Genomic DNA, 22,606 nt, shown 5'->3' on the forward strand with positions numbered 1-22,606 from the left:
GGAAAAGTTCAACCGGCTCTGACCCAAGGGGTGTTCGTTCCGGAAGAACGCGGTTACCGTCCCTGAAGCGTTCAGGACACCCGCGCCTCCGGAGTGACGGCGCATCCCGGCATCCGCACGCACCGCACGTCTTCGCACCTGTTCCGTACGGCCCCACCCCGTTCCCGGAGGGACTTCGTGCACAGAAGCAGACTCAAACCCACCCGCACCACGAGGCGTACCGGACTCCGCACCGCCCTCGCCCTGCTCACCGGCCTGATGCTGGCCGCGGGCACCCCGGCGACCGTCGCCGGCGCCCACCCGGGCCACCCGGAACACGACGAACCGGTAGCCGCCGAGGGGCAGTTCCAGCAGGTGCCGCTCGCCAAGGGCGAGCCCGAGACGGGCGAGCCGATGTCGCTCGCCGTACTCCCGGACCGCAGCGTCCTGCACACCTCGCGCGACGGCACCCTGCGCCTCACCGACCAGGGGGGCGTCACCAAGGTCGCCGGAAAGATCCCCGTCTACAGCCATGACGAGGAGGGCCTGCAGGGCGTCGGTATCGACCCGGACTTCGAGAACAACCGGGCGATCTACCTCTACTACGCCCCGCCGCTCGACACCCCCGCCGGCGACGCCCCGGAGACCGGCACCGCCGAGGACTTCGCGAAGTTCGACGGCGTCAACCGCCTCTCCCGGTTCGTCCTCAACCCGAGCGGCACGCTGGACCTGGCCAGCGAGAAGAAGGTCCTGGACGTCGAGGCGTCCCGCGGCACCTGCTGCCACGTCGGCGGCGACATCGACTTCGACGCCGAGGGCAACCTCTACCTGTCCACCGGCGACGACACCAACCCCTTCGCCTCCGACGGCTTCACCCCGATCGACGAGCGGCCCGGCCGCAACCCGGCCTTCGACGCCCGCCGCAGCTCCGGCAACACCAACGACCTGCGCGGCAAGATCCTGCGCATCAAGGTCGCCGAGGACGGCTCGTACACCGTCCCGGAGGGCAACCTCTTCGCCCCCGGAACCGAGAAGACCCGCCCCGAGATCTACGCGATGGGCTTCCGCAACCCGTTCCGGATCAGCGTCGACGAGAAGACCGGCACCGTCTACGTCGGCGACTACGGCCCCGACGCCGGCGCCGCCGACCCGAAGCGGGGCCCGGCGGGACAGGTCGAGTTCGCCAAGGTCACCGAGGCCGCCAACTTCGGCTGGCCGTTCTGCACCGGCGACAACGACGCCTACGTCGACTACGACTTCGCCACCAAGACCTCCGGCGAGAAGTTCGACTGCGACGCCCCGAAGAACACCTCGCGACACAACACCGGCCTCACCGACCTGCCGCCCGCCCAGCCCGCCTGGATCCCGTACGACGGCGGTTCCGTGCCCGAGTTCGGCAGCGGCTCCGAGTCCCCGATGGCCGGCCCGGTCTACCGCTACGACCCGGACCTCGACTCCAAGGTGAAGTTCCCCGAGGCGTACGACGGCGACTTCTTCGCGGGTGAGTTCGGCCGCCGCTGGATCAAGCGGATCGAGCAGGCCGAAGACGGTTCCGGCGGGTCCATCGCGAAGATCAACGACTTCCCGTGGACCGGCACCCAGATCATGGACATGGACTTCGGTCCCGACGGCGCGCTCTACGTCCTGGACTACGGCCTCTCCTGGTTCCAGGGCGACGACAACTCCGCGCTGTACCGGATCGAGAACGCCCAGGACGGCTTCTCCCCGATCGCCGAGGTGAGCGCGGACAAGACCTCCGGCGCGGCCGGCCTCAAGGTCGCCTTCACCGCCTCCGCCAAGGACGCCGACTCCCCGGACCTCACCTACAGCTGGGACTTCGGCGACGGCGCCAAGGGCGAGGGCCTCAAGCCCACCCACAAGTACAAGAAGATCGGCACCTACACCGCGACCTTCACCGCCAAGGACCCCGAGGGCAACACCGGCAACGCCAGCGTCCGCATCGTGGTCGGCAACACCGAGCCCAAGGTGACGATCGACGTCCCGGGCAACGGAACTCTGGCCGCCTTCGGCGAGCCCGTCCCGTTCAAGGTGACCGTCACCGACCCCGAGGAGAAGGTCGACTGCTCCAAGGTCAAGGTCGTCTACAGCCTCGGCCACGACTCCCACGCCCACGAGCTGACCAGCGAGACGGGCTGCGAGGGCACCCTCAAACCGCCCCCAGGTGACGGCGGTCACGACCCCAACGCCAACATCTACGGTGTCGTCGGAGCCAGTTACACCGACGGCGGGGCGAACGGCCAGGAGGCCCTGACCGGCACCGCGCGCACCGTGCTCCAGCCGCTGCACCGCCAGGCCGAGCACTTCACCGCCCAGTCGGGCGTGAAGACCTTCGACAAGACCGCCGCCAACGGCGGCAAGACCGTCGGCGACATCCACGACGGCGACTGGATCTCCTTCAGCCCCTACCGGTTCGACGGGCAGAAGAAGCTGACCGTCCGGGCCTCCTCCGGCGGCGCCGGCGGCTTCGTCGAACTGCGCACCGGCTCGCCCGACGGCAAGCTGCACGGCTCGGCGTACATCCCGCCGACCGGCGGCTGGGAGACGTTCCAGAACGTCGACGTGCCGCTGCGCTCCCTGCCGAAGAAGACCACCGAGATCTTCCTGGTCTTCCGGGGCGGCGACGGCGCGCTGTACGACGTGGACGACTTCGAGTTCTCCACCCAGCCGTTCAAGGGAGGCAAGAAGGTCCTGGTCTTCTCCAAGACCGCCGGTTTCCGGCACGACTCCATCCCGGCCGGCGTCGCCGCCCTCAAGGAACTCGGCGCCCCGGCCGGCATCACGGTCGACGCGACCGAGGAGGCCGGACAGTTCACCACGGCCAACCTCGCCAAGTACGACGCGGTAGCCTTCCTGTCCACCACCGGTGACGTGCTGAACGCCGCCCAGCAGAAGGCGTTCGAGAACTACGTCGCGGGCGGCGGCGGATACATGGGCATCCACGCCGCCGCCGACACCGAGTACGACTGGGAGTTCTACGGCGGCCTCGTCGGCGCCTACTTCGACTCGCACCCGGCCATCCAGAAGGCCACCGTGCGCGTCGAGGACCACGACCACCCGTCCACCGCGCATCTGGACGACGCCTGGGAGCGCACCGACGAGTGGTACAACTACCGCACCAACCCGCGTGAGCAGGCCAAGGTCCTCGCCACCCTGGACGAGACGACCTACCAGGGCGGCACCATGAAGGGCGACCACCCGATCGCCTGGTGCCAGAGCTACGGCGGCGGCCGCTCCTTCTACACCGGCGGCGGCCACACCAAGGAGTCCTACGCCGAGGAGGCCTTCCGCACCCATCTGCTCGGCGGCCTGCAGTACGCCACCGGCCAGGTCAAGGCGGACTGCAAGCCCGCCAAGGGCTACCGGACGATCTTCAACGGCCAGACCCTGGACGGCTGGAAGCAGGCCGGCCCCGGCAAGTTCGACGTCAAGGACGGCACCCTGGAGTCCGAGGGCGGCATGGGTCTGCTCTGGTACCAGGCCAAGGAGCTGAAGTCCTACTCCCTCAAGCTCGACTGGAAGATGCGGGGCGACGACAACTCCGGTGTCTTCGTGGGCTTCCCGGCCTCCGACGACCCCTGGTCCGCGGTGAACAAGGGCTACGAGATCCAGATCGACGCCACGGACGCGCCCGACCGCACCACGGGCTCCGTCTACTCGTTCAAGTCGGCGAACATCAAGGCCCGTGACCAGGTCCTGCGTCCGCCCGGCCAGTGGAACTCCTACGAGATCAAGGTCCAGGGCGAACGGCTCCAGGTGTTCCTCAACGGAGTCAAGATCAACGACTTCACCAACAAGGACCCCGAGCGGAGCCTGACCGACGGCTACATCGGCCTCCAGAACCACGGGGCCGACGACCATGTCTCCTTCCGCAACATCCAGCTGAAGGAACTGCCCTCCTAGGGCGACCGGAACGGCGGCGGGCGGAGGACGCCGGACCTCCGCCCGTCGTCCCGCCGGGCCCCGCGCCCGGCACCCCGCCGGGCCCTCACGGGCCCGCTTCCGGCGCTCGCACCCGGTTCGCGTACGACAAGGAGGCTGCCCATGTCCGCCGAACCGTCCCTCCCCACCCCCACCCCCACCCCTTCTCCTGCCCTTTCTCCTTCCCTTTCCCCGGCCCCGCGCTTCGGCGTCTGGCTCCTCGGGGCGCGCGGATCCGTGGCCACGACCGCGATCGCGGGCTGCGCCGCCGTCACCGCCGGACTCCACCCGCCGACCGGCATGGTCACCGAAACCCCCGACTTCGCCTCGTGCGGCCTGCCGCCGCTGTCCTCCCTCGTCTTCGGCGGCCACGACACCGTCGACTGCCCGCTGCCCAAACGCGCCGAACACCTCGCCGCCGGCGGCGTCCTGCCGCACGGACTGCCCTCCGCCGTACACGCCGAACTCGTCGCCGCCGACCGGGAGATCAGACCCGGCGGCCCCCTGCCCGGTGACACGGACGGCGGCTCGGGCCGCCAGGACGACGAACTGATCGACGTGTTCGCGGCCGACATCCGCGACTTCGTGCACCGCCAGGGCCTCACGGGCGCCGTCGTGGTGAACGTCGCCTCCACCGAGCCCGCTCCCACCGACGGCTCCCTGCCGCCGAGCTCCCGCTACGCGGCGGCCGCCCTGCGCGCCGGCTGCCCCTACGTCAACTTCACCCCCTCCACGGGCCTGCACCACCCGGCGCTGGCCCCGCTCGCCGAGTCCTCGGGCCTGCCGTACGCGGGCCGCGACGGCAAAACCGGGCAGACCCTGCTGCGCTCCGTGCTCGGCCCGATGTTCCTGCAGCGCGCCCTCGCCGTGCGCGCCTGGTCCGGCACCAACCTGCTGGGCGGCGGCGACGGTGCCGCCCTCGCCGACCCCGCGGCCGCCGCCGCCAAGAACGCCGGCAAGGACCGCGTCCTCGCCGACACCCTCGGCACCACCCCCGAGGGCGAGGTCCACATCGACGACGTACCCGCGCTCGGCGACTGGAAGACGGCCTGGGACCACATCGCCTTCGACGGCTTCCTCGGCACCCGCATGGTCCTGCAGACCACCTGGCAGGGCTGCGACTCGGCGCTCGCCGCACCGCTCGTCCTCGACCTGGCCCGGCTGGTCGTCCGCGCCCGGCAGCAAGGCCTGTCCGGTCCGCTGAGCGAGCTGGGCTTCTACTTCAAGGATCCCGTGGGGGACGGCCCGTCCTCACTGGCCGAGCAGTACGCGGAGCTGAGGCGCTTCGCCGGGCGACTGCGGGACGGCGCCGACGAGCACGGGACGCAGCGGTGAACCGCACGACCGCCCCGGCACGGGACACGTCCGCGCCCACCGGGCCGCCGGCGGCAGACGGCCCGGTGGGCACGGACGCCGCCACGCCCCTCCCCGGCCCCGCGCCCCGCACCTCCCGCCCCCGCTCAGGCCGCGCGGGCGCCTGGGCCGAACTGCTGCGCCTGCCTGCGCTGTTCACCGTCCCCGGCGACGCCCTGGCCGGCGCGGCGGCGGCCGGCGCACGCCCCGGACCCCGCACCCTGCTCGCCATCGGCTCCTCCCTGTGCCTGTACGAGGCCGGCATGGCCCTGAACGACTGGGCGGACCGCGCCGAGGACGCCGTGGAACGCCCGCACCGCCCGCTTCCCTCCGGCCGCGTCCGCCCGGCCGCCGCCCTCACCGCAGCCGGTGCCCTCACCGGCGCCGGACTGGCGCTCGCCGCCGGTGCGGGACGCCCCGCCCTCGCGGTGGCCGCGCCCCTGGCGGCGACCGTCTGGGCCTACGACCTCGCCCTGAAGCACACCCCCGCCGGCCCCGCGGCCATGGCCGCCGCCCGCGGACTGGACCTGCTCCTGGGCGCGGCCGCCACCGGCGGCAACACCCGGGCCGCCCTGCCCTCCGCCGCGCTGCTCGGCACGCACACCCTCGCGGTCACGGCCGTCTCCCGCCGGGAGACCACCGGCGGTTCGGTCCTGGCCCCGCTGGCAGCCCTCGCGACGACGGGGGCGCTGACCCGGCTGGTCGCCCGCCCCACCCGACTCCCGGCAGGCCGGCGGGCAGCAGCCGCCCCCGGCCTGCCGGGCTCCAGCCCGGCCGGGCACCCGCCCCGGGCCACCGGCATCCTCACCACCGCCCTGGGCGCCGCCTACGCCGCCACGGCCGCCCGGCCCTACTTCCACGCCGTGCTCAACCCCTCGCCCCCGCTCACCCAACGCGCCGTCGGCGGCGGCATCCGGGCCACGATCCCGCTCCAGGCCGCGCTCGCCGCCCGCTCCGGCTCGGCCGCCACCTCCCTGCTCGTCGCGGCCCTGGCCCCGGCCGGCCGGATGTTCGCGAGGAGGTCCGCCATGAGGAAGGTGAGCATCACGTGAGCCGGAACCCGAACGGCGTCCCCCCGACCCCGCTCCGCTTCGGCTACGGCACCAACGGCCTCGCCGACCTCCGCCTCGACGACGCCCTCGCCCTCCTCGCCGACCTCGGCTACGACGGGGTCGGGCTGACCCTCGACCACATGCACCTCGACCCGCTCGCCCCGGACCTCGCCGCCCGCACCCGTCGGGTCGCGCACCGACTGGACGCGCTCGGCCTCGGCGTCACCGTGGAGACCGGCGCCCGCTACGTGCTCGACCCCCGCCGCAAGCACGGACCGTCGCTGCTGGACCCCGACCCGGACGACCGCGCCCGCCGCGTCGACCTCCTCCTGCGGGCGGTCCGCGTCGCCGCCGACCTCGGCGCGCACGCCGTGCACTGCTTCAGCGGCACCCTCCCCGACGGCACGGCCGAGGACACCGCCTGGGAACGCCTCGCCGAGACCCTCACCCCCGTCCTGGACGCCGCCGCCACCGCCGGCGTCCCGCTCGCCGTCGAACCCGAACCCGGCCACCTCCTCGCCACCCTCGCCGACTTCCACCGCCTGCGCCGCACGCTCGGCGACCCCGAACCCCTCGGCCTCACCCTGGACCTCGGCCACTGCCAGTGCCTCGAACCCCTCCCACCCGCCGACTGCGTACGCGACGCCGCCCCCTGGCTGCGCCACGTCCAGATCGAGGACATGCGCCGCGGCGTCCACGAGCACCTGCCCTTCGGAGACGGCGAGATCGACTTCCCGCCCGTCCTCGCGGCCCTCGCCGCCACCGGCTACCAGGGCCTGACCGTCGTCGAACTGCCCCGCCACTCCCACGCGGGCCCCCACTTCGCGGCCCGTTCCCTCCCGTTCCTCCACGCCGCGGCCCGCGCCGCCGCGACCGCCAACGGCGCCGGCACGGCTCCCGCCCCCGCGTCCCCAACCGGCGATCCCTCCGCCACCCCCGAAGGGAGCAGCACCCCGTGAACCACCCCCGTGCCACCCCGGCCACCCCGGAGGCAGCCACCCTTGACGGCCCCGAGGCGGCCCCCCGCCCTCCGGGATCCTCGGCGGCCCCGGCAGCCGACGGCACCACCTCCGCCGCTCCCGCCGCCCCGCTCCACCCCGCCGTCACCCCGCTCGCCGAACTGCACCGTTCTCTCTCCGCCCGCCTCGACACGGCCGCTCGCGCCTGGCTGGACCAGGCCCTGGACGAGGCAGCCGCCCGCCCCGGCACCCACGGGCCCATCTCCGTCTGGGAGCTGCGTCTGGCCGAGGCCGGCCGCCGCTGCGGCCTCGCCCACGCCGACGCCGCCCGCGTCCTGATCCTGCACGCGGCCCGCGCCGACCTCGAGGCGCTGACCCGGGTCTACCACCAGGGCACCGCCGACGAACGCCGGGCCGTCCTGCACGCCCTGCCCCACCTCGTGCCCGGCCCCGAGGCCCGCCCGCTCGTCGAGGACGCGCTGCGCACCAACGACACCCGGCTCGTCTCCGCCGCCGTCGGCCCGTACTGCGCCCGGCACCTCGACGCCCACGCCTGGCGGCACGCCGTACTGAAGTGCCTCTTCACCGGAGTCGCCGTGGATCACGTGGCGGACCTGCCCCGGCGCGCCCGGGGCGACGGCGAACTCGCCCGCATGCTCGGCGACTACGCCGACGAGCGCACCGCCGCGGGCCGCCCCGTCCCGGAGGACCTGCACCGGGTACAGGCCCTGATCCGGCCCGAGTCCGCCACCCCGACACCCGCCACGGACGGCCCCCGCACCCCCCACGGCCCCCATGTCAAGGAGTCCTGATGCGCCTCTTCGACCCCCACATCCACATGACCTCGCGGACCACCGACGACTACGAGGCCATGTACGCGGCGGGTGTCCGCGCCGTCGTCGAGCCCGCCTTCTGGCTCGGCCAGCCCCGCACCTCGCCGACCTCCTTCCTCGACTACTTCGACGCCCTCCTCGGCTGGGAACCCTTCCGGGCCGCCCAGTACGGCATCGCCCACCACTGCACCCTCGCCCTCAACCCCAAGGAGGCCAACGACCCGCGCTGCACGCCCGTCCTCGACCTGCTGCCCCGGTATCTCGTCAAGGACAACGTCGTGGCCGTCGGCGAGATCGGCTACGACTCCATGACCCCCGCCGAGGACACCGCGCTCGCCGCCCAGCTCCAGCTCGCGGCCGACCACGGCCTGCCCGCGATGGTGCACACCCCGCACCGCGACAAGCTCGCCGGCCTGCGCCGTACGCTCGACGTCGTCCGGGAGTCGGAACTGCCCATGGACCGCGTCCTGATGGACCACCTCAACGAGACCACCGTCAAGGAGGCCAAGGACAGCGGCTGCTGGCTGGGCTTCTCCGTCTACCCCGACACCAAGATGGACGAGGAGCGGATGGTCGCGATCCTGCGCGCCCACGGCCCCGAACGGGTCCTGGTCAACTCCGCGGCCGACTGGGGGAAGAGCGACCCGCTCAAGACCCGCAAGGTCGCCGACCTGATGCTCGCCGAGGGCTTCACCGACGACGACGTCGACCGGGTGCTGTGGCGCAACCCCGTCGCCTTCTACGGACTCAGCGGCCGGCTGAACCTCGACGTCACCACCACGGACGCCACCCACGAGGGCAACTCCATCCTGCGCGGGGCCCCGAGAGACGAACCCCGGCCAGCCGGCGCCCCTGCCGCGGAGGCGTGAGCCATGCGCTTCCGCCACCCCGACGGCTCCACCGTCCACCTGGCCTACTGCACCAACGTCCACCCCGCCGAGACCCTCGACGGCGTCCTCGCCCAGCTCCGCGACCACTGCGAGCCCGTCCGCCGCCGCCTCGGCCGGGACAGGCTCGGCATCGGCCTGTGGCTCGCCAAGGACGCCGCCCACGCCCTGGTCACCGACCCGTCCGCCCTGCGCGGCCTGCGCTGCGAACTCGACCGGCGCGGCCTCGAGGTCGTCACCCTCAACGGCTTCCCCTACGAGGGCTTCGGCGCCGAGGAGGTCAAGTACCGCGTCTACAAACCGGACTGGGCCGATCCCGAACGCCTGGAGCACACCACCTCGCTGGCCCGCCTGCTCGCCGGACTGCTCCCCGACGACGTCCCCGACGGCAGCATCTCCACCTTGCCGCTGGCCTGGCGCACCGCCCATGACCCGGAGCGCGCCGAAACCTCCCGCACCGCCCTGCGCACCCTCGCCGAACGCCTCGACGCGCTCCAGGAGCTGACCGGGCGCTCCATCCGCATCGCCCTGGAGCCGGAACCCGGCTGCGTCGTCGAAACCACCCACGACGCCATCGCACCGCTCACCGCGATCGGCCACGACCGCATCGGCATCTGTGTCGACACCTGCCACCTCGCCACCTCCTTCGAAGACCCGCACACCGCCCTGGACGACCTCACCCGGGCCGGCATCCCCGTGGTCAAGTCCCAGCTGTCCGCCGCACTCCACGCCGAACAGCCCCACCTCCCCGAGGTCCGCGAGGCCCTGGCCGCCTTCGCCGAACCCCGCTTCCTGCACCAGACCCGCACCTCCACCGCCGCCGGACTGCGCGGCACCGACGACCTGGCCGAGGCCCTGGCCGGCGACGCCCTGCCCGACGCGGCGCCCTGGCGCGCCCACTTCCACGTCCCGCTGCACGCGGCCCCCACCGCGCCCCTCACCTCCACGCTGCCCGTGCTGAAAACCGCCCTGACCCGGCTCGTCGGCGGCCCGCACCCGCTCACCCGCCACCTCGAGGTCGAGACCTACACCTGGCAGGCCCTCCCACCCGAGCTGCGGCCCCGGGGCCGCGCCCAGCTCGCCGACGGCATCGCCGCCGAACTCACCCTCGCCCGCGACCTGCTGACGGACCTAGGCCTGAAGGAACTCCCTTGAACGACCCCACCCCCCTCCTCGTCCTCGACGTCGTGGGCCTCACCCCCCGCCTCCTCGATCACATGCCCCGCCTCAAGGCCCTCGGCCAGTCCGGCTCCCGGGCCCCGCTCGGCACCGTGCTGCCCGCCGTCACCTGCGCCGCCCAGTCCACCTTCCTCACCGGCACCCTCCCCTCCGAACACGGCATCGTCGGCAACGGCTGGTACTTCCGCGAACTCGGCGACGTCCTGCTGTGGCGCCAGCACAACGGTCTCGTCGCCGGGGACAAACTCTGGGACGCCGCCCGCCGCGCCCACCCCGGCTACACCGTCGCCAACATCTGCTGGTGGTACGCCATGGGCGCCGACACCGACATCACCGTCACCCCCCGCCCGGTCTACTACGCCGACGGCCGCAAGGAACCCGACTGCTACACCCGGCCGCCCGCCCTGCACGACGAACTCACCGAGAAGTTCGGCACCTTCCCGCTCTTCCACTTCTGGGGCCCCGGCGCGGACCTCGTCTCCAGCCGGTGGATCATCGACGCGACCCGCCACATCAACCGCACCCGCGGCCCCGACCTGACCCTGTGCTACCTCCCCCACCTCGACTACGACCTGCAGCGCTTCGGCCCCGACGACCCCCGCTCCCTGAAAGCCGCCGCCGACCTGGACGCCGCCCTGGCCCCGCTGCTCGACGACGCCCGCGCCGAGGGACGCACCGTCGTCGCCCTGTCCGAGTACGGCATCACCCGGGTGAACCGGACCGTGGACATCAACCGCGCCCTGCGCCGCGCGGGCCTGCTCGAGGTGCACACGCAGGACGGCATGGAGTACCTCGACCCGATGGCCTCGCGCGCCTTCGCGGTCGCCGACCACCAGATCGCCCACGTCTACGTGCGCCGCCCCGAGGACCTCGACACCACCCGGGCCGCCCTAGAAGGGCTCCCCGGTATCGACCAACTCCTCGACGACGAGGGCAAGAAGGCCCACCACCTCGACCACCCGCGCGCCGGCGAACTGGTCGCCGTCGCCGAACCCGACGCCTGGTTCACGTACTACTACTGGCTCGACGACGAGCGCGCGCCCGACTTCGCGCAGCTCGTCGAGATCCACCGCAAACCCGGCTACGACCCGGTCGAACTCTTCATGGATCCCCTCGACCCCTACGTCAAGGTCAAGGCGGCCACCGCACTGGCGCGCAAGAAACTAGGCATGCGCTACCGGATGGCGGTCGTGCCCCTCGACCCCTCGCCTATTCGGGGCAGCCACGGCCGCCTCCCCGCGAGCGACGACGACGGTCCGCTCCTCATCTGCTCCACCCCCCGTGCCGTCGGAGACCGCGTCGCGGCCACCGATGTCAAACAACTCCTGCTCCGGCTCGCCGGACTCGGCTGACGCACCACCACGGCTGACGCACCACCACGGCTGACGCACCACCGCACAGGCCCCTCCGAGATCCAGCGATCCAGCTACGGAGAGTGAAACACACGGCACTGACAACGGCCGGTCCCGGCGGCACCGGAACCGGCCACGACCCAGAAGGCAGGCACCCATGACCCTGTACTCCGACCCCTCCAGAACCGAGGCCGACTCCGCCACCGGAGCCCCGGGCGAAGCACTGCGCCGCTCCCTCGGCGTGGACCGGCGCCGTTTCCTCAGCACCTGCACCGCCGTGGCGGCGGGGGCCGTCGCACTCCCCGTCTTCGGGGCCGCCCCCGCCCTGGCCCACGACCGCGGCAGAGACCACGGCCACGGTCACGGGCACGACCACGGCGGGCAGGCGCTCGTCCCGCCGCACAAGCGCGGCATCATCCTCTACACCGTCCGCGACGCCACCGGCCGCGACCCCCTCTCCACCGATCTGCCCTCCGGCTTCCGCGAGGTGTTCAAGCAGCTGGCCCGCCACGGCTACCGCCAGGTGGAGTTCGCCGGCTACAACCAGCACGCGAACGCACCCGGCGGGGCGAGCCTGGAGTCCGTCGCGGGAGCGAGGCTGCTGCGCTCCTGGCTCGACGACTACGGTCTGCGCGCCCAGGGCAACCACGGCTTCATCCCGTCCTCCTGGCCCCTGACCAAGGCGGACCTGGACACCTTCAAGAAGCACCTCGAGATCGCCAACATCCTCGGCCTGGACCACATGGGCACCGGCGGCGACCCCACCGGCAGCTCCCACCGCGCCGACTGGGACGTGGCCGCCGACAAGTGGAACGCCCTCGGCGCGATCGCCCGCCGCGAGGGCGTCAAGCTCTACACCCACAACCACGACGGCGCCTACGGCTTCCTGCTCGACGGCGGACCGCTGGACGACCAGGGCCGGCCGACCCGCAGCTCGGGCATCCGGAAGCTGGAGTACTTCCTGAAGGTCACCGACCCGAAGCTCGTCTGGCTGGAGATGGACATCTTCTGGGCGCACGTCGCCCAGTACAAGTTCCACACCTACACCGCCCACGACGGCTCCACCCGCAGGAACGTCTTCGACCCCGCCGGCCTGGTCGCCCGCAACAACAAGCGCTACCCGCTGTTCCACGCCAAGGACGGCGTCGTCAGCACGACCAACGGCATGGGCTACGAGATGGTGCCCTTCGGAACCGGCGTCATCGACTACACGACGTTCTTCTCCCGGGTCGGGCAGCCGAACTACCACAACCCGATGATCGAGGACGACAACGCCCCGAGCGCCACCGACCCCGGGCAGTCGCTGCGCGAGGCCAAGATCGGCTACGACAACCTGGCGGCCCTGCGCAAGCGTCGCCGCTGACCGCGAAAACGGAAGCGGACACGGACCGGGCGGCCCCTCCCGAGTGCTGCGGGAAGGACCGCCCGGTACTCCGCAACAGGGACGGTACGCGGCGTCGGCGGTGACCGACGGCGACCGGAGGGGTCAGGCCGTCTCGTCACCGAGCGGCCGCGGGTTCGGGACGATGCGGACCTTCGGCCGACCCGGGGGTGCAGGAACACGGCCACGAAACCGGCGAACAGGGAGATCGAACCGGCGAGGACGAACGCGCCCGCGTAGTCCCAGGCGGCCACCACGACGGCGCCCATGCCGGACCCGAGCAGACCGGAGACCAGCTTCGAGGAGTACACCAGACCGCAGTGGGTGGCGTTGTCGTTCTCACCGGAGCAGTCGGCTGACACCGCGGCCGGTGCCGTGGACGATCGCCTCCAGGGAGATGGCGGTCGCCACGATGCCGCCGGCGCAGCCCGCGTCGTCGCCGAGGGCATCCCCGTCCACGATTCCGTCGCCTTCACCGCGTACGCACGGCAGAAGGGCACCCGGATCATCGGCCCCAACTGCCCCAACTGCCCCGGACTGATCGCCCCCGGACAGTCCAACGCCGGCATCATCCCGGCCGACATCACCGAGCCGGGCCGCATCGGACCGGTCTCCAAGCCGGCACGCTCACCTACCAGCTCATGTACGAGCTGAGGGAGATCGGCTTCTCGACCTGCGTCGGCATCGGCGGCGACCCCGTCGTCGGCACCACCCACATCGACTGCCTCGCCGCCTTCCAGGACGACCCCGACACCGACCTGATCGTCCTCATCGGCGAGATCGGCGGCGACGCCGAGGAACGCGCGGCCGCCCACATCGGCGAGCACGTCACCAAGCCGGTCGTCGCCTACATCGCGGGCTTCACCGCACCGGAGGGCCGTACCATGGGCCATGCGGGCGCGATCGTCTCCGGCTCCTCGGGTACGGCTCAGGCGAAGCAGGACGCCCTGGAAGCCGTCGGCGTCCGGGTGGGTGGCACACCCACGGAAACGGCACGACACGTACTCGCCGTCCTCGAAGCCGGACGGTGACCCAGAGCGAACCCCAGCCAAGGGCGGCCCCACGGGCCCCCTCCTCTCGACTGTGCACCGAGAGCGGAGCGAACCGCATGGCATCCACCACACCCACCCTCACCCTCAAAGCCGGCACCTCCTGGACCGACGCCTGGCAGCGCTGCCTCGCCGTCGCCCCCGAGGCCTTCCGGGACGACCGCGTCCTCAACCTCTGGAACGCCGCCTGGCAGGCCGACGGCAGCACACTGCCCGCCGTCAGTCCTGTCGACGGCAGCCCCGTCGTCGGCCCCCCGCGCCTGGACCGGGCCACCGCCCAGGACGCCGTCCACGCCGCGCTCGACCAGCACCGCGCCTGGCGGCACGTCCCGCTGCCGGAACGCCGCGCCCGCGTCGCCGCCACCCTGGACGCCCTCACCGAACACCGCGAACTGCTCGCCCTCCTCCTCGTCTGGGAGATCGGCAAACCCTGGCGGCTCGCCCAGGCGGACGTCGACCGGGCCATCGACGGCGTGCGCTGGTACGTCGACGGCATCGACGCCATGCTCGTCGGCCGAGCTCCGCTGGACGGGCCGGTGTCCAACATCGCGAGCTGGAACTACCCGATGAGCGTGCTCGTCCACGCCCTGCTGGTCCAGGCACTGGCGGGCAACGCGGTCATCGCCAAGACCCCGACCGACGGCGGCGTCGCCTGTCTGACCCTGGCCTCGGCGCTCGCCGCCCGCCAGGGGATCCCCGTGACCCTCGTCAGCGGCAGCGGGGGCGAGCTGTCCGAGGCCCTGCTGCGGGCGCCCGAGATCGGCTGCGTCTCCTTCGTCGGCGGTCGCGACACCGGCGCCGCGGTGGCCACGGCCGTCGCCGACCTCGGCAAACGGCACATCCTCGAACAGGAAGGGCTCAACACCTGGGGCATCTGGAACCACTCGGACTGGGACGCGCTCGCGGCGGTCGTCCCCAAGCTCTTCGACTACGGCAAGCAGCGCTGCACGGCGTATCCGCGGTTCGTCGTCCAGCGACAGCTGTTCGACGATTTCCTGGCCGCGTACCTCCCCGCCGTGCGCACGCTCAGGGTCGGCCACCCGCTCGCCGTGGAGCACCCCGACGACCCCCACCCGCGGCTGGACTTCGGGCCGGTGATCAACGCGGCCAAGGCGAAGGAGCTGCGCGACCAGGTCACCGAGGCCGTCGAGCGCGGTGCCGTACCGCTGCACCACGGCGACGAGGCGGACGCCCGCTTCCTGCCCGGCCAGGACACCTCGGCGTACGTCCAGCCCGTCACGCTGCTGGACCCGCCCCCGTCGTCACCGCTGTACCACGCGGAGCCGTTCGGGCCGGTCGACACGATCGTCCTGGTCGACACCGAGGCGGAACTGCTGGCCGCCATGAACGCGTCCAACGGCGCGCTGGTGGCCACGCTGTCCACGGACGACCGGGCCACCTACGACCGGCTCGCCCCGCAGATCCGCGCCTTCAAGGTCGGCCACGGCACCCCGCGCTCCCGCGGTGACCGGGACGAACTGTTCGGCGGGTTCGGCGCCTCCTGGCGCGGCGCCTTCGTCGGCGGCGAGCTGCTGGTCCGTGCCGTGACGCAGGGACCGGCCGCGGAGCGGCTGCCGGGCAACTTCCCGGAGTACCACCTCATGCCCTGACGCGCCCCGTGCCCCGGGCAGGCCGGAGACCCCTGCCCGGGGCACGGAAACGCAGGTGAAAGGCACTGCGAAACCTTGGTATGGTTGTCCACGTCGCCGAGGGGAACGCCCCTGAAGGCGGCACACCTGGTCCGGGTGGCGGAATGGCAGACGCGCTAGCTTGAGGTGCTAGTGCCCTTTATCGGGCGTGGGGGTTCAAGTCCCCCCTCGGACACTCGCAGTGAAGACACGGATGCAAGGGCCTCGACCTTACGGTCGCGGCCCTTTTTCGTGCTTCCACGACCCCGTCCGACGACGCCCGCCCAGAAAACACCGCGGCCCCCTTCCCCCGCGCAAGGGGGAAGGGGGCCGCGGTGTGGAACGCCGGACGGTTCAGCGAGCCGCCGTGGGGGCGGGGGACTCGTCCCGGGTGGCGGTGTCGGCCGTGGCGGGGGCCTCGCCCTCGTCGAGGGCGGTGTCCTTCGTCTCCTTGCCGATCAGCAGCGAGACCAGGGTCAGCAGTGCCATCGCGGAGAGGTAGACGCCGACCAGCCGCGGCGAGCCGTCGGCGGCCTCCCACAGCGCCACCGCGATGAACGGGGCGACGGCCGCGCCGAGGATCGAGCTGACGTTGTACGAGATGCCGGAACCGGTGTAGCGCACGCTCGTCGGGAACAACTCCGGCAGGAGCGCGCCCATCGGGCCGAAGGTCATGCCCATCAGGGTGAAGCCGAGCACCAGCCACAGCACCACGCCCAGCGTGCCCAGGCCGATCAGCGGCACCCACACCAGCCCGAAGACCAGGATTCCGGCGGTGACCCAGATCAGGGTGGCGCGGCGGCCGTACTTGTCGGCGAGCGGGCCGGAGATCAGGGTGAACGCGGCGAAGAACAGCACCCCGAAGATCATCATCAGGACGAAGGTGGTGTAGCTGTACCCCAGGCCGGGCACGGCGGCGTCCGTCGCGGTACGGCCGTAGCTCAGCGAGAACGTGGTCATCAGGTAGAAGAGCACGTACGTGGCCAGCATGAAGAAGGTGCCGAGGAGCAGCTGCTTCCAGTGGTTGCGGAAGACGGTGGCCAGCGGCAGCTTCCGCACCAGCCCGGCCTCCTGGGTCTTGGCGAAGACCGGCGCCTCGACCAGACGCATCCGCACCCACAGGCCGATCGCGACCATCACGGCCGAGAACAGGAACGGGATGCGCCAGCCCCAGCTCAGGAAGGCCTCGGAGGGCTGCGACGGGTCGGCGCCCGCGGCGGACGGCAGCAGCGCGCCGATGATCAGGAAGAGGCCGTTGGCGATGATGAAGCCGAGCGGGGCGCCCAGCTGCGGGAACGTGCCGTAGAGGGCGCGCTTGTTCTTCGGCGCGTTCTCCGTGGCGACCAGCGCGGCGCCGCTCCACTCCCCGCCCAGCGCGAAGCCCTGGGCGAGCCGCATCAGCACCAGCAGCGCGGTCGCGATCCAGCCGGCCTGCGCGTAGGTGGGCAGCACGCCGATGAGGAAGGTGGCGATGCCCATGGTGAGGAGCGAGGCCACCAGCGTGCCCTTGCGGCCGAGCCGGTCGCCGAGGTGTCCGAAGACGACGGCGCCGATCGGGCGGGCGACCATGGCGGCGCCGAACACCGCGAAGGACGACAGCAGTGCCGTGGTCGGGTCGCTGTTCGGGAAGAAGAGCGAGGGGAAGACCAGGACCGCGGCGGTCGCGTAGATGTAGAAGTCGTAGAACTCGATCGTCGTGCCGACGAGGCTCGCGACGAGGACACGGGACCGCGAGTTGGCGGGCGCCGGGGCTGGACTGGTGGCTGGTGCGGGCATTTCTCGGTCTTTCGCACGAGGGCGGAGAACAGACGCCGACGGTGTGCCGCCGACGGCCCGTCCGACAGCGGGCGCCTTCCCCGGGGGAAGGCCGTATGTACGGTACAGGCAACTCAAGGTTCCCAAACATCTCACTCGTCAGTCGGCGCGTATCAGGATGTGGGACGAACCCGAGGTGTCCGGCGCTGCGGGCGCACGCGGGTCGGCCGCGGGAGCCGGCCCCGAAGAGCGAACGACGAACGGCCTGCGGCACGGAACCCGGGAGGAGTTCCCGGGCCCGCGCCGCAGGCCGTTCGTCAGGTCGCCGGACCGGACCGCCACCGGACCGCCACCGGGGCGCGGCGGTACCGGAAGGCTGACTCAGTCGTCGCGCGCTTCGGCCTCCACCGGCTTCGGGATCATGAAGGACGTCGCGAAGGCGGCGGCCAGGATGACCACTCCGGCGACCATGGCGGCGGTGTAGTCGGCGGGCGACGAGGGATCGTCCGGCAGGGCAGCCGTCTTGACCGCGTACAGCAGTGCGAAGCTGAGACCGGCGCCGAGGTTGAACGCCCCCGCGTTGAGGCCGGGCAGGAAGCCCGGGTTCTCCTTGGGGGACAGGACGATGCCGAGCCCGTTGAGCACGATGTTCGCCACACCCGCGTAGGCGATGCCGACCAGGATCGAGGTCAGCAGCAGCATGGCGCGGGACTGGGAGTCGACCGTGAGGATCATCAGGAGCACGCCCGCCACGGCCCCGATCAGCCCCAGCCGCAGGACGCGGCCGTACCCGAAGGTGGCGGCGAGCCGGCCGGCGAGGGGGCCCATGGCCAGGCCGGCCAGGGCGTACGGGGTGAGGGTCCACCACGCGGACTGCTCGGCGCCCATGCCGAGCCCGGCGTTCCCGTCCTGGGCGAGTGCCGGGATCAGTCCGTTCATGACGGCGAACACACCCGTCATGGTGAGCAGGGTGGTCAGCAGGGTCGCCCAGGTCGAGCGCTGCTTCAGGTGCCGGGTGGCGACCAGCGGGTGCGGGCTGCGGTCCTCGGTCCGCCAGAACAGGGCGAAGGCGACCGCGCCGACGACGATGAGGACGGCGACCAGGAGCCAGTGGGCGTCGGCGAGCTTGCCGGCCTCGTTCAGCGCGGTGAGCAGCGCGCCGACGGACACGACGAGGAGCGCGACACCCGGCCAGTCCATACGGGTCGCGTTGGGCGCCTTGGTCTCAGGGGTGAGGGTGGCGACCAGCACGGTGGCGAGGACCGCCACGACGGCCATCGTCCAGAAGACCGACCGGAAGCCGTAGGTGTCGGCGAGGTAGCCCCCGGCGAGGGCGTCGACACCGGCGATGCCGCCGTTGACGGCGGTGATCACGCCCAGCAGGGTGCCGTACTTCTTCGGTTCGCTCACCTCCTGCCGCAGCATGATCAGGCAGAGGGGGACGACCGGGCCGGACACACCCTGGATGATGCGGCCGACGAAGAGCACGGGCACGCTCGGCGCCAGTGCGGCCACGACACAGCCGACGGCCATGACCGCCAGCATGCCGGCCAGCACCTTGCGCCGGCCGAGGACGTCGCCCAGCCGGGGCAGGAAGAGGGAGAACAGGGCCGCCGAGGTGAAGAACGCGGTCTGGGTGAGCCCGATCTCGGCCGAGCTGGCGCCGAAGCTCTCCTCGATGTTCTTCAGCGCGGGGCTGAGCATGCTCGCGTTGAGCTGGAAGGCGAAACAGGCGGCGAGGAGCGCGGCCATCAGCACGCCCACGCGGGTGGCGCGCCGGCCCGACATTTCGCCGCCGGGCCGGTTCAGAGTGGTGGGTGCGCTCATGCCTCGACGTCACCGATCCGCTCGAGGGCGTCCACCACGAGGTCCCAGAAGCGCTCGCGGTCGAGCTCGACCGCGACCTGGGTGTGGCAGTCGGCCGGGGCCGGGGCGCGGAAGTCCGTCACGGTCATGCCCAGGGTCAGACCGCCGCTGAGCTCGACGTCCACGGGAGCCTTGCGCACCGTCATGACGGAGGGGTCGATCACGTACGCGACCGCGCACGGGTCGTGCACGGGCGGGTGCTCGAAGCCCTGCGCCTCCTTGTAGGTGGCGCCGAAGAAGTCCAGCAGCTCGCCGACGAACTGGGCGGGCTTGGTGCCGACCGCGGCGATCCGCTCGGCGACCTCGGGCGTCGCCAGGGCCTGGTGCGTCAGGTCGAGACCGACCATCGTGACCGGCCAGCTCTCGTTGAAGACGATGTGGGCGGCCTCGGGGTCGATGATGATGTTGAACTCGGCGACCGCGCTCCAGTTGCCCTCGTGGTAGCCGCCGCCCATCAGGACGACCTCGCGGACCCGCTCGACGATGCGGGGCTCCTTGCGCGCGGCGAGGGCGATGTTGGTCAGACCCGCCGTCGGGACGATGGTGATCTCGCCGGGCTCGTGCGACATCACCGTGTCGATGATGAGGTCGACGGCGTGCCGGCGGTCCAGCTCGAGGGTCGGCTCGGGCAGCTCCGGTCCGTCCAGACCGGTCTCGCCGTGGATGTCCGGGGCCGTCTCGATGGCCCGCACCAGCGGCCGCGGGCAGCCGGCGGCGAAGGGCACACCGGTGATCCCGGCGATGCGCGCCACGGAGAGGGCGTTGCGGGTCACCTTCTCCAGCGTCTGGTTCCCGACCACGGTCGTGACGGCGACCAGGTCGATGTCGGGGTTGCCGTGCGCCAGCAGCAGTGCGATGGCGTCGTCGTGCCCGGGGTCGCAGTCGAGGATGATTTTCCTGGTCATCGGAAGAGCCCCTTCGCTCTAGCGGGTCTGTGAGGAGGTGGAACTCCGCAGGGGCAGCAGTGGGCGGGCCACTGCGGAGGGTGCGTCGGCTCACGTCTCCGGCGCCGGAGGTGGCAGCGGCCCCCGCCGCGCTGCCGGGGGCATCGACACGTACGGAATCGCTGTCGCCGACCACAGGGGCGGACAAAACCGTCCGCATCCCTGGGCCATAGCGTGGGAAAACGTTCTCCAAAAATTTCACCCAAGCGTGCGCCGTTGTCAATGTCGGACATCCCATACTTGAGTGTGAATGAGTCGGTACTCGGCAGTTGTGCGGTGATAACGTTTGCCGAAACTGTTTCCGGGAGGCCGCTTCCAGCCCGGTGAAGCCCGATCGGGCCCAGCGCAGCCGAACCGAACGAAGGGGGTCGCATCGTGACAGACGTCACCCTGAGAGAGGTGGCCCGCGCGTCGGGCTGCTCCGTCGCCACGGTCTCCCGCGTCCTGGCCGGGACCCGTCCGGTCGGGGCCGAGACGGCCCGCCGGGTGCGGGAGGCGGCCGAGGCACTCGGCTACCGGCCCAACCAGGTCGCCCGTGCCCTGCGCAGCCGCTCCACCGGCACCGTCGGCCTCGTCCTGCCGCAGATCACCAACCCCTTCTTCCCCTCCCTCGTGCGGGAGGTGGAGCACGCCCTGCACGCCGAGGGACGTGCCGTGCTGCTCGTCGACTGCGACGACGACCCGGAGATCGAGGCCGCCCGGATCGCCGATCTCCTGGACCGTCAGGTCGACGCCCTGCTGGTCATCCCCGTCGACGAGAAGCGGAGCCGGGCCGCGGTGGAGAAGGCCGCGGCCCACGTGCCGCTGGTCCTGCTGGACCGCGGCTGCGGCCCCGGCGTCGCCGACTCGGTCGCGACCGACAACGCCACCGGTATGGCGCTCGTCATGGACCACCTGGTCGCCACCGGCCGCCGCCGGGTCTGCTTCGTGGGAGCCGCCGGAACCGGCTCGGCGGCGGTCGAGCGGCTCGCGGCGTACGAGGCCGAGGCCGGCGCCCTGCTCCCGCGCGGCTCCGGACAGGTCGAACTCGGCGACTTCTCGCTGGAGTGGGGGCGGACCGCGGCGGAGCGGATCCTGCCGTCCCGTCCGGACGCCGTCGTCTGCGCCAACGACCTCCTCGCGGTCGGCGTACTGCAACGGCTGCGCCAACTCGGCAGGGACGTCCCGGGCGACATCGCCGTCACCGGCTTCGACGACATCCCCATGGCGGATCTCGCCGACCCGGCCCTGACCACCGTCCGCCAACCCGTGCGCGCACTGGCCGCCGAAGCCGTGCACCTGCTCGGCCACCGGCTGGCCGGACAGAACGACGGGCCGCGCCGGTCGATCCGTCTCGCCCCCGAACTCGTCGTACGAGCATCCAGCGCGCCCAGCGCACCCCGCGTGTCCTCGACCGAGGACACCCGTAGCACCCGCAACACCCGCAACACGCGCACTCCAGAGGTAGAACAGTGATCGCAGTCGTCGGAAGCCTGAACCTGGACCTCGTCGCGCCGGTTCCCCGGCATCCGGTCCCCGGTGAGACGGTCCTCGGCGGTGACATGGCCCAGCACCCCGGCGGCAAGGGCGCCAACCAGGCCGTCGCCGCCGCCCGGCTCGGCGGGAACGTCTCCTTCGTCGGCCGGGTCGGCGAGGACGACGCGGCCGACGTCATGCTCGACGCCGTCCGGAGCGAGGGCGTGGACGTCGCGCACATCACCCGCACCCCGGGCGTGGCGACCGGCCGCGCCCTGATCGCCGTCGACCCGGCGGGAGAGAACACCATCATCGTCAGCCCCGGTGCCAACGCCCGCGTGGGCACCGCCGACTGCGAGGCCGCGGCGGCCGTGCTGCGGAAGGCGGCCGTGACCGTCCTCCAGCAGGAGGTCCCGGACGAGGCCAACCACGCCGCCGCACGGCTGGCCAGCGGCATCGTGCTGCACAACCCGGCCCCCGCCGTCGCCGGAGCCGTTCCGCCGCCCCACGTCGACGTGCTGGTCCCCAACCGCACGGAACTGGCGGCCCTCACCGGCACGCCCGTACCGGAGACGATCGACGAGGTCGTCGCCGCGGCCCGGAAACTGACCGGTGCGGGCGCGGTGCTCGTCACGCTCGGCGGCGACGGGGTGCTCCTCCTCGAGGGCGCCTCGCACCTGCACGTCCCCGCCTTCTCCGTCCGGCCCGTGGACACCACCGCCGCCGGTGACTCCTTCTGCGGCGCGCTCGCCGTCGCCCTCGCGGAGGGCCGCACCCTCGAGCAGTCCGCCCGCTGGGCCTGCGCCGCCGCGGCGATCAGCACCACCCGGGCGGGCGCCCAGCCCTCCCTCGCCCGCCGCGACGAGGTGGAGGCCTTCCTCGCCGGGAAGCGCTGAAACACCGTCCCGGCGGGAGGCGCCGGGGAGATCGTCGCCGTGGCGCGGACCGGGGTCCGACCGCGCGGGATCCACACCGGATCCACACCGGATCCGCGC

Annotated in this window: 15 protein-coding genes, 1 tRNA gene and 2 pseudogenes; 14 read left to right on the plus strand and 4 right to left on the minus strand. The window is 72.3% G+C overall.

What is annotated here, in order from left to right:
* Nucleotides 1-177: 177 nt before the first annotated feature.
* The 9 genes from ACWEQO_RS07725 to ACWEQO_RS07765 all read left to right on the plus strand — a co-directional run bounded on the left by ACWEQO_RS07725 (nt 178) and on the right by ACWEQO_RS07765 (nt 12,896).
* A complete protein-coding gene (locus ACWEQO_RS07725) occupies nt 178-3,900 on the plus strand; it encodes a ThuA domain-containing protein (protein ID WP_452980020.1) in 3,723 nt (1,240 codons plus the stop codon).
* Between the two features lie 141 nt (nt 3,901-4,041).
* A complete protein-coding gene (locus ACWEQO_RS07730; protein ID WP_452980023.1) occupies nt 4,042-5,253 on the plus strand; it encodes an inositol-3-phosphate synthase in 1,212 nt (403 codons plus the stop codon).
* Nucleotides 5,250-6,323 (plus strand): SCO3242 family prenyltransferase, encoded by a 1,074-nt coding sequence (locus ACWEQO_RS07735; protein ID WP_452980026.1) that lies wholly within the window; start codon nt 5,250-5,252, stop codon nt 6,321-6,323. The genes ACWEQO_RS07730 and ACWEQO_RS07735 overlap by 4 nt, the downstream gene beginning before the upstream one ends.
* A complete protein-coding gene (locus tag ACWEQO_RS07740; RefSeq protein ID WP_452980029.1) occupies nt 6,320-7,282 on the plus strand; it encodes a sugar phosphate isomerase/epimerase family protein in 963 nt (320 codons plus the stop codon). The genes ACWEQO_RS07735 and ACWEQO_RS07740 overlap by 4 nt, the downstream gene beginning before the upstream one ends.
* Complete coding sequence (locus ACWEQO_RS07745; protein WP_452980032.1) at nt 7,279-8,094, plus strand: EboA domain-containing protein; 816 nt, start codon at nt 7,279-7,281, stop codon at nt 8,092-8,094. Before ACWEQO_RS07740 ends, ACWEQO_RS07745 begins: the two co-directional genes overlap by 4 nt.
* On the plus strand, nt 8,094-8,984 hold the full coding sequence (locus ACWEQO_RS07750) for a TatD family hydrolase (protein ID WP_452980035.1): 891 nt from the start codon (nt 8,094-8,096) through the stop codon (nt 8,982-8,984). Before ACWEQO_RS07745 ends, ACWEQO_RS07750 begins: the two co-directional genes overlap by 1 nt.
* 3 nt (nt 8,985-8,987) lie before the next feature.
* Nucleotides 8,988-10,157, plus strand: coding sequence for a metabolite traffic protein EboE (gene eboE, locus ACWEQO_RS07755; protein ID WP_452980038.1), 1,170 nt, complete (start codon nt 8,988-8,990; stop codon nt 10,155-10,157).
* The gene (locus ACWEQO_RS07760) at nt 10,154-11,533 is read left to right on the plus strand and encodes an alkaline phosphatase family protein (protein ID WP_452980041.1); all 1,380 of its coding nucleotides are present in this window, start codon (nt 10,154-10,156) and stop codon (nt 11,531-11,533) included. Before eboE ends, ACWEQO_RS07760 begins: the two co-directional genes overlap by 4 nt.
* Before the next feature lie 157 nt (nt 11,534-11,690).
* Nucleotides 11,691-12,896 carry a sugar phosphate isomerase/epimerase family protein gene (locus tag ACWEQO_RS07765; RefSeq protein ID WP_452980044.1) on the plus strand — a complete coding sequence of 402 codons (1,206 nt, stop codon included), beginning with the start codon at nt 11,691-11,693 and terminating at the stop codon, nt 12,894-12,896.
* Between the two features lie 123 nt (nt 12,897-13,019).
* Here ACWEQO_RS07765 and ACWEQO_RS07770 read toward each other — a convergent pair.
* A pseudogene (locus ACWEQO_RS07770) lies at nt 13,020-13,358 on the minus strand (hypothetical protein); the annotation flags it as partial.
* Here ACWEQO_RS07770 and ACWEQO_RS07775 point away from each other — a divergent pair.
* From ACWEQO_RS07775 to ACWEQO_RS07785, 3 genes and pseudogenes are all read left to right on the plus strand, one after another.
* A pseudogene (locus ACWEQO_RS07775) lies at nt 13,335-13,945 on the plus strand (succinate--CoA ligase subunit alpha); the annotation flags it as partial. The pseudogenes ACWEQO_RS07770 and ACWEQO_RS07775 sit on opposite strands and share 24 nt — an antisense overlap.
* A gap of 77 nt (nt 13,946-14,022) precedes the next feature.
* The gene (locus ACWEQO_RS07780; RefSeq protein WP_452980047.1) at nt 14,023-15,573 is read left to right on the plus strand and encodes an aldehyde dehydrogenase family protein; all 1,551 of its coding nucleotides are present in this window, start codon (nt 14,023-14,025) and stop codon (nt 15,571-15,573) included.
* Between the two features lie 129 nt (nt 15,574-15,702).
* Nucleotides 15,703-15,787, plus strand: a tRNA-Leu gene (locus tag ACWEQO_RS07785).
* A 158-nt stretch (nt 15,788-15,945) separates the two neighbouring features.
* On the opposite strand, the gene ACWEQO_RS07790 is transcribed toward ACWEQO_RS07785, so the two are convergent.
* From ACWEQO_RS07790 to uriH, 3 genes are all read right to left on the minus strand, one after another.
* Nucleotides 15,946-17,367, minus strand: a complete 1,422-nt coding sequence (locus ACWEQO_RS07790) for an MFS transporter (RefSeq protein ID WP_452980050.1) — start codon at nt 17,365-17,367, stop codon at nt 15,946-15,948.
* A gap of 360 nt (nt 17,368-17,727) precedes the next feature.
* A complete protein-coding gene (gene uriT, locus ACWEQO_RS07795; protein WP_452980052.1) occupies nt 17,728-19,173 on the minus strand; it encodes a uridine transporter UriT in 1,446 nt (481 codons plus the stop codon).
* Nucleotides 19,170-20,117, minus strand: a complete 948-nt coding sequence (gene uriH / locus ACWEQO_RS07800; protein ID WP_361452434.1) for a uridine-preferring nucleoside hydrolase UriH — start codon at nt 20,115-20,117, stop codon at nt 19,170-19,172. Before uriH ends, uriT begins: the two co-directional genes overlap by 4 nt.
* A gap of 414 nt (nt 20,118-20,531) precedes the next feature.
* Between uriH and ACWEQO_RS07805 the strand changes: the two genes are divergently transcribed.
* Together ACWEQO_RS07805 and rbsK are read left to right on the plus strand one after the other, a co-directional pair.
* Nucleotides 20,532-21,611, plus strand: coding sequence for a LacI family DNA-binding transcriptional regulator (locus tag ACWEQO_RS07805; RefSeq protein ID WP_452980055.1), 1,080 nt, complete (start codon nt 20,532-20,534; stop codon nt 21,609-21,611).
* Complete coding sequence (rbsK, locus tag ACWEQO_RS07810; protein ID WP_452980059.1) at nt 21,608-22,507, plus strand: ribokinase; 900 nt, start codon at nt 21,608-21,610, stop codon at nt 22,505-22,507. The genes ACWEQO_RS07805 and rbsK overlap by 4 nt, the downstream gene beginning before the upstream one ends.
* Nucleotides 22,508-22,606: the final 99 nt, after the last annotated feature.

This window comes from Streptomyces sp. NPDC004051 (assembly GCF_053604275.1).

Bases quoted from the DNA above. Each gene is read 5' to 3' on its own strand.
- uriT (WP_452980052.1), bottom strand. From the start codon at position 19,173: ATGAGCGCACCCACCACTCTGAACCGGCCCGGCGGCGAAATGTCGGGC.
- ACWEQO_RS07730 (WP_452980023.1), top strand. From the start codon at position 4,042: ATGTCCGCCGAACCGTCCCTCCCCACCCCCACCCCCACCCCTTCTCCT.
- eboE (WP_452980038.1), top strand. From the start codon at position 8,988: ATGCGCTTCCGCCACCCCGACGGCTCCACCGTCCACCTGGCCTACTGC.
- ACWEQO_RS07765 (WP_452980044.1), top strand. From the start codon at position 11,691: ATGACCCTGTACTCCGACCCCTCCAGAACCGAGGCCGACTCCGCCACC.
- ACWEQO_RS07780 (WP_452980047.1), top strand. From the start codon at position 14,023: ATGGCATCCACCACACCCACCCTCACCCTCAAAGCCGGCACCTCCTGG.
- ACWEQO_RS07790 (WP_452980050.1), bottom strand. From the start codon at position 17,367: ATGCCCGCACCAGCCACCAGTCCAGCCCCGGCGCCCGCCAACTCGCGG.
- ACWEQO_RS07750 (WP_452980035.1), top strand. From the start codon at position 8,094: ATGCGCCTCTTCGACCCCCACATCCACATGACCTCGCGGACCACCGAC.
- uriH (WP_361452434.1), bottom strand. From the start codon at position 20,117: ATGACCAGGAAAATCATCCTCGACTGCGACCCCGGGCACGACGACGCC.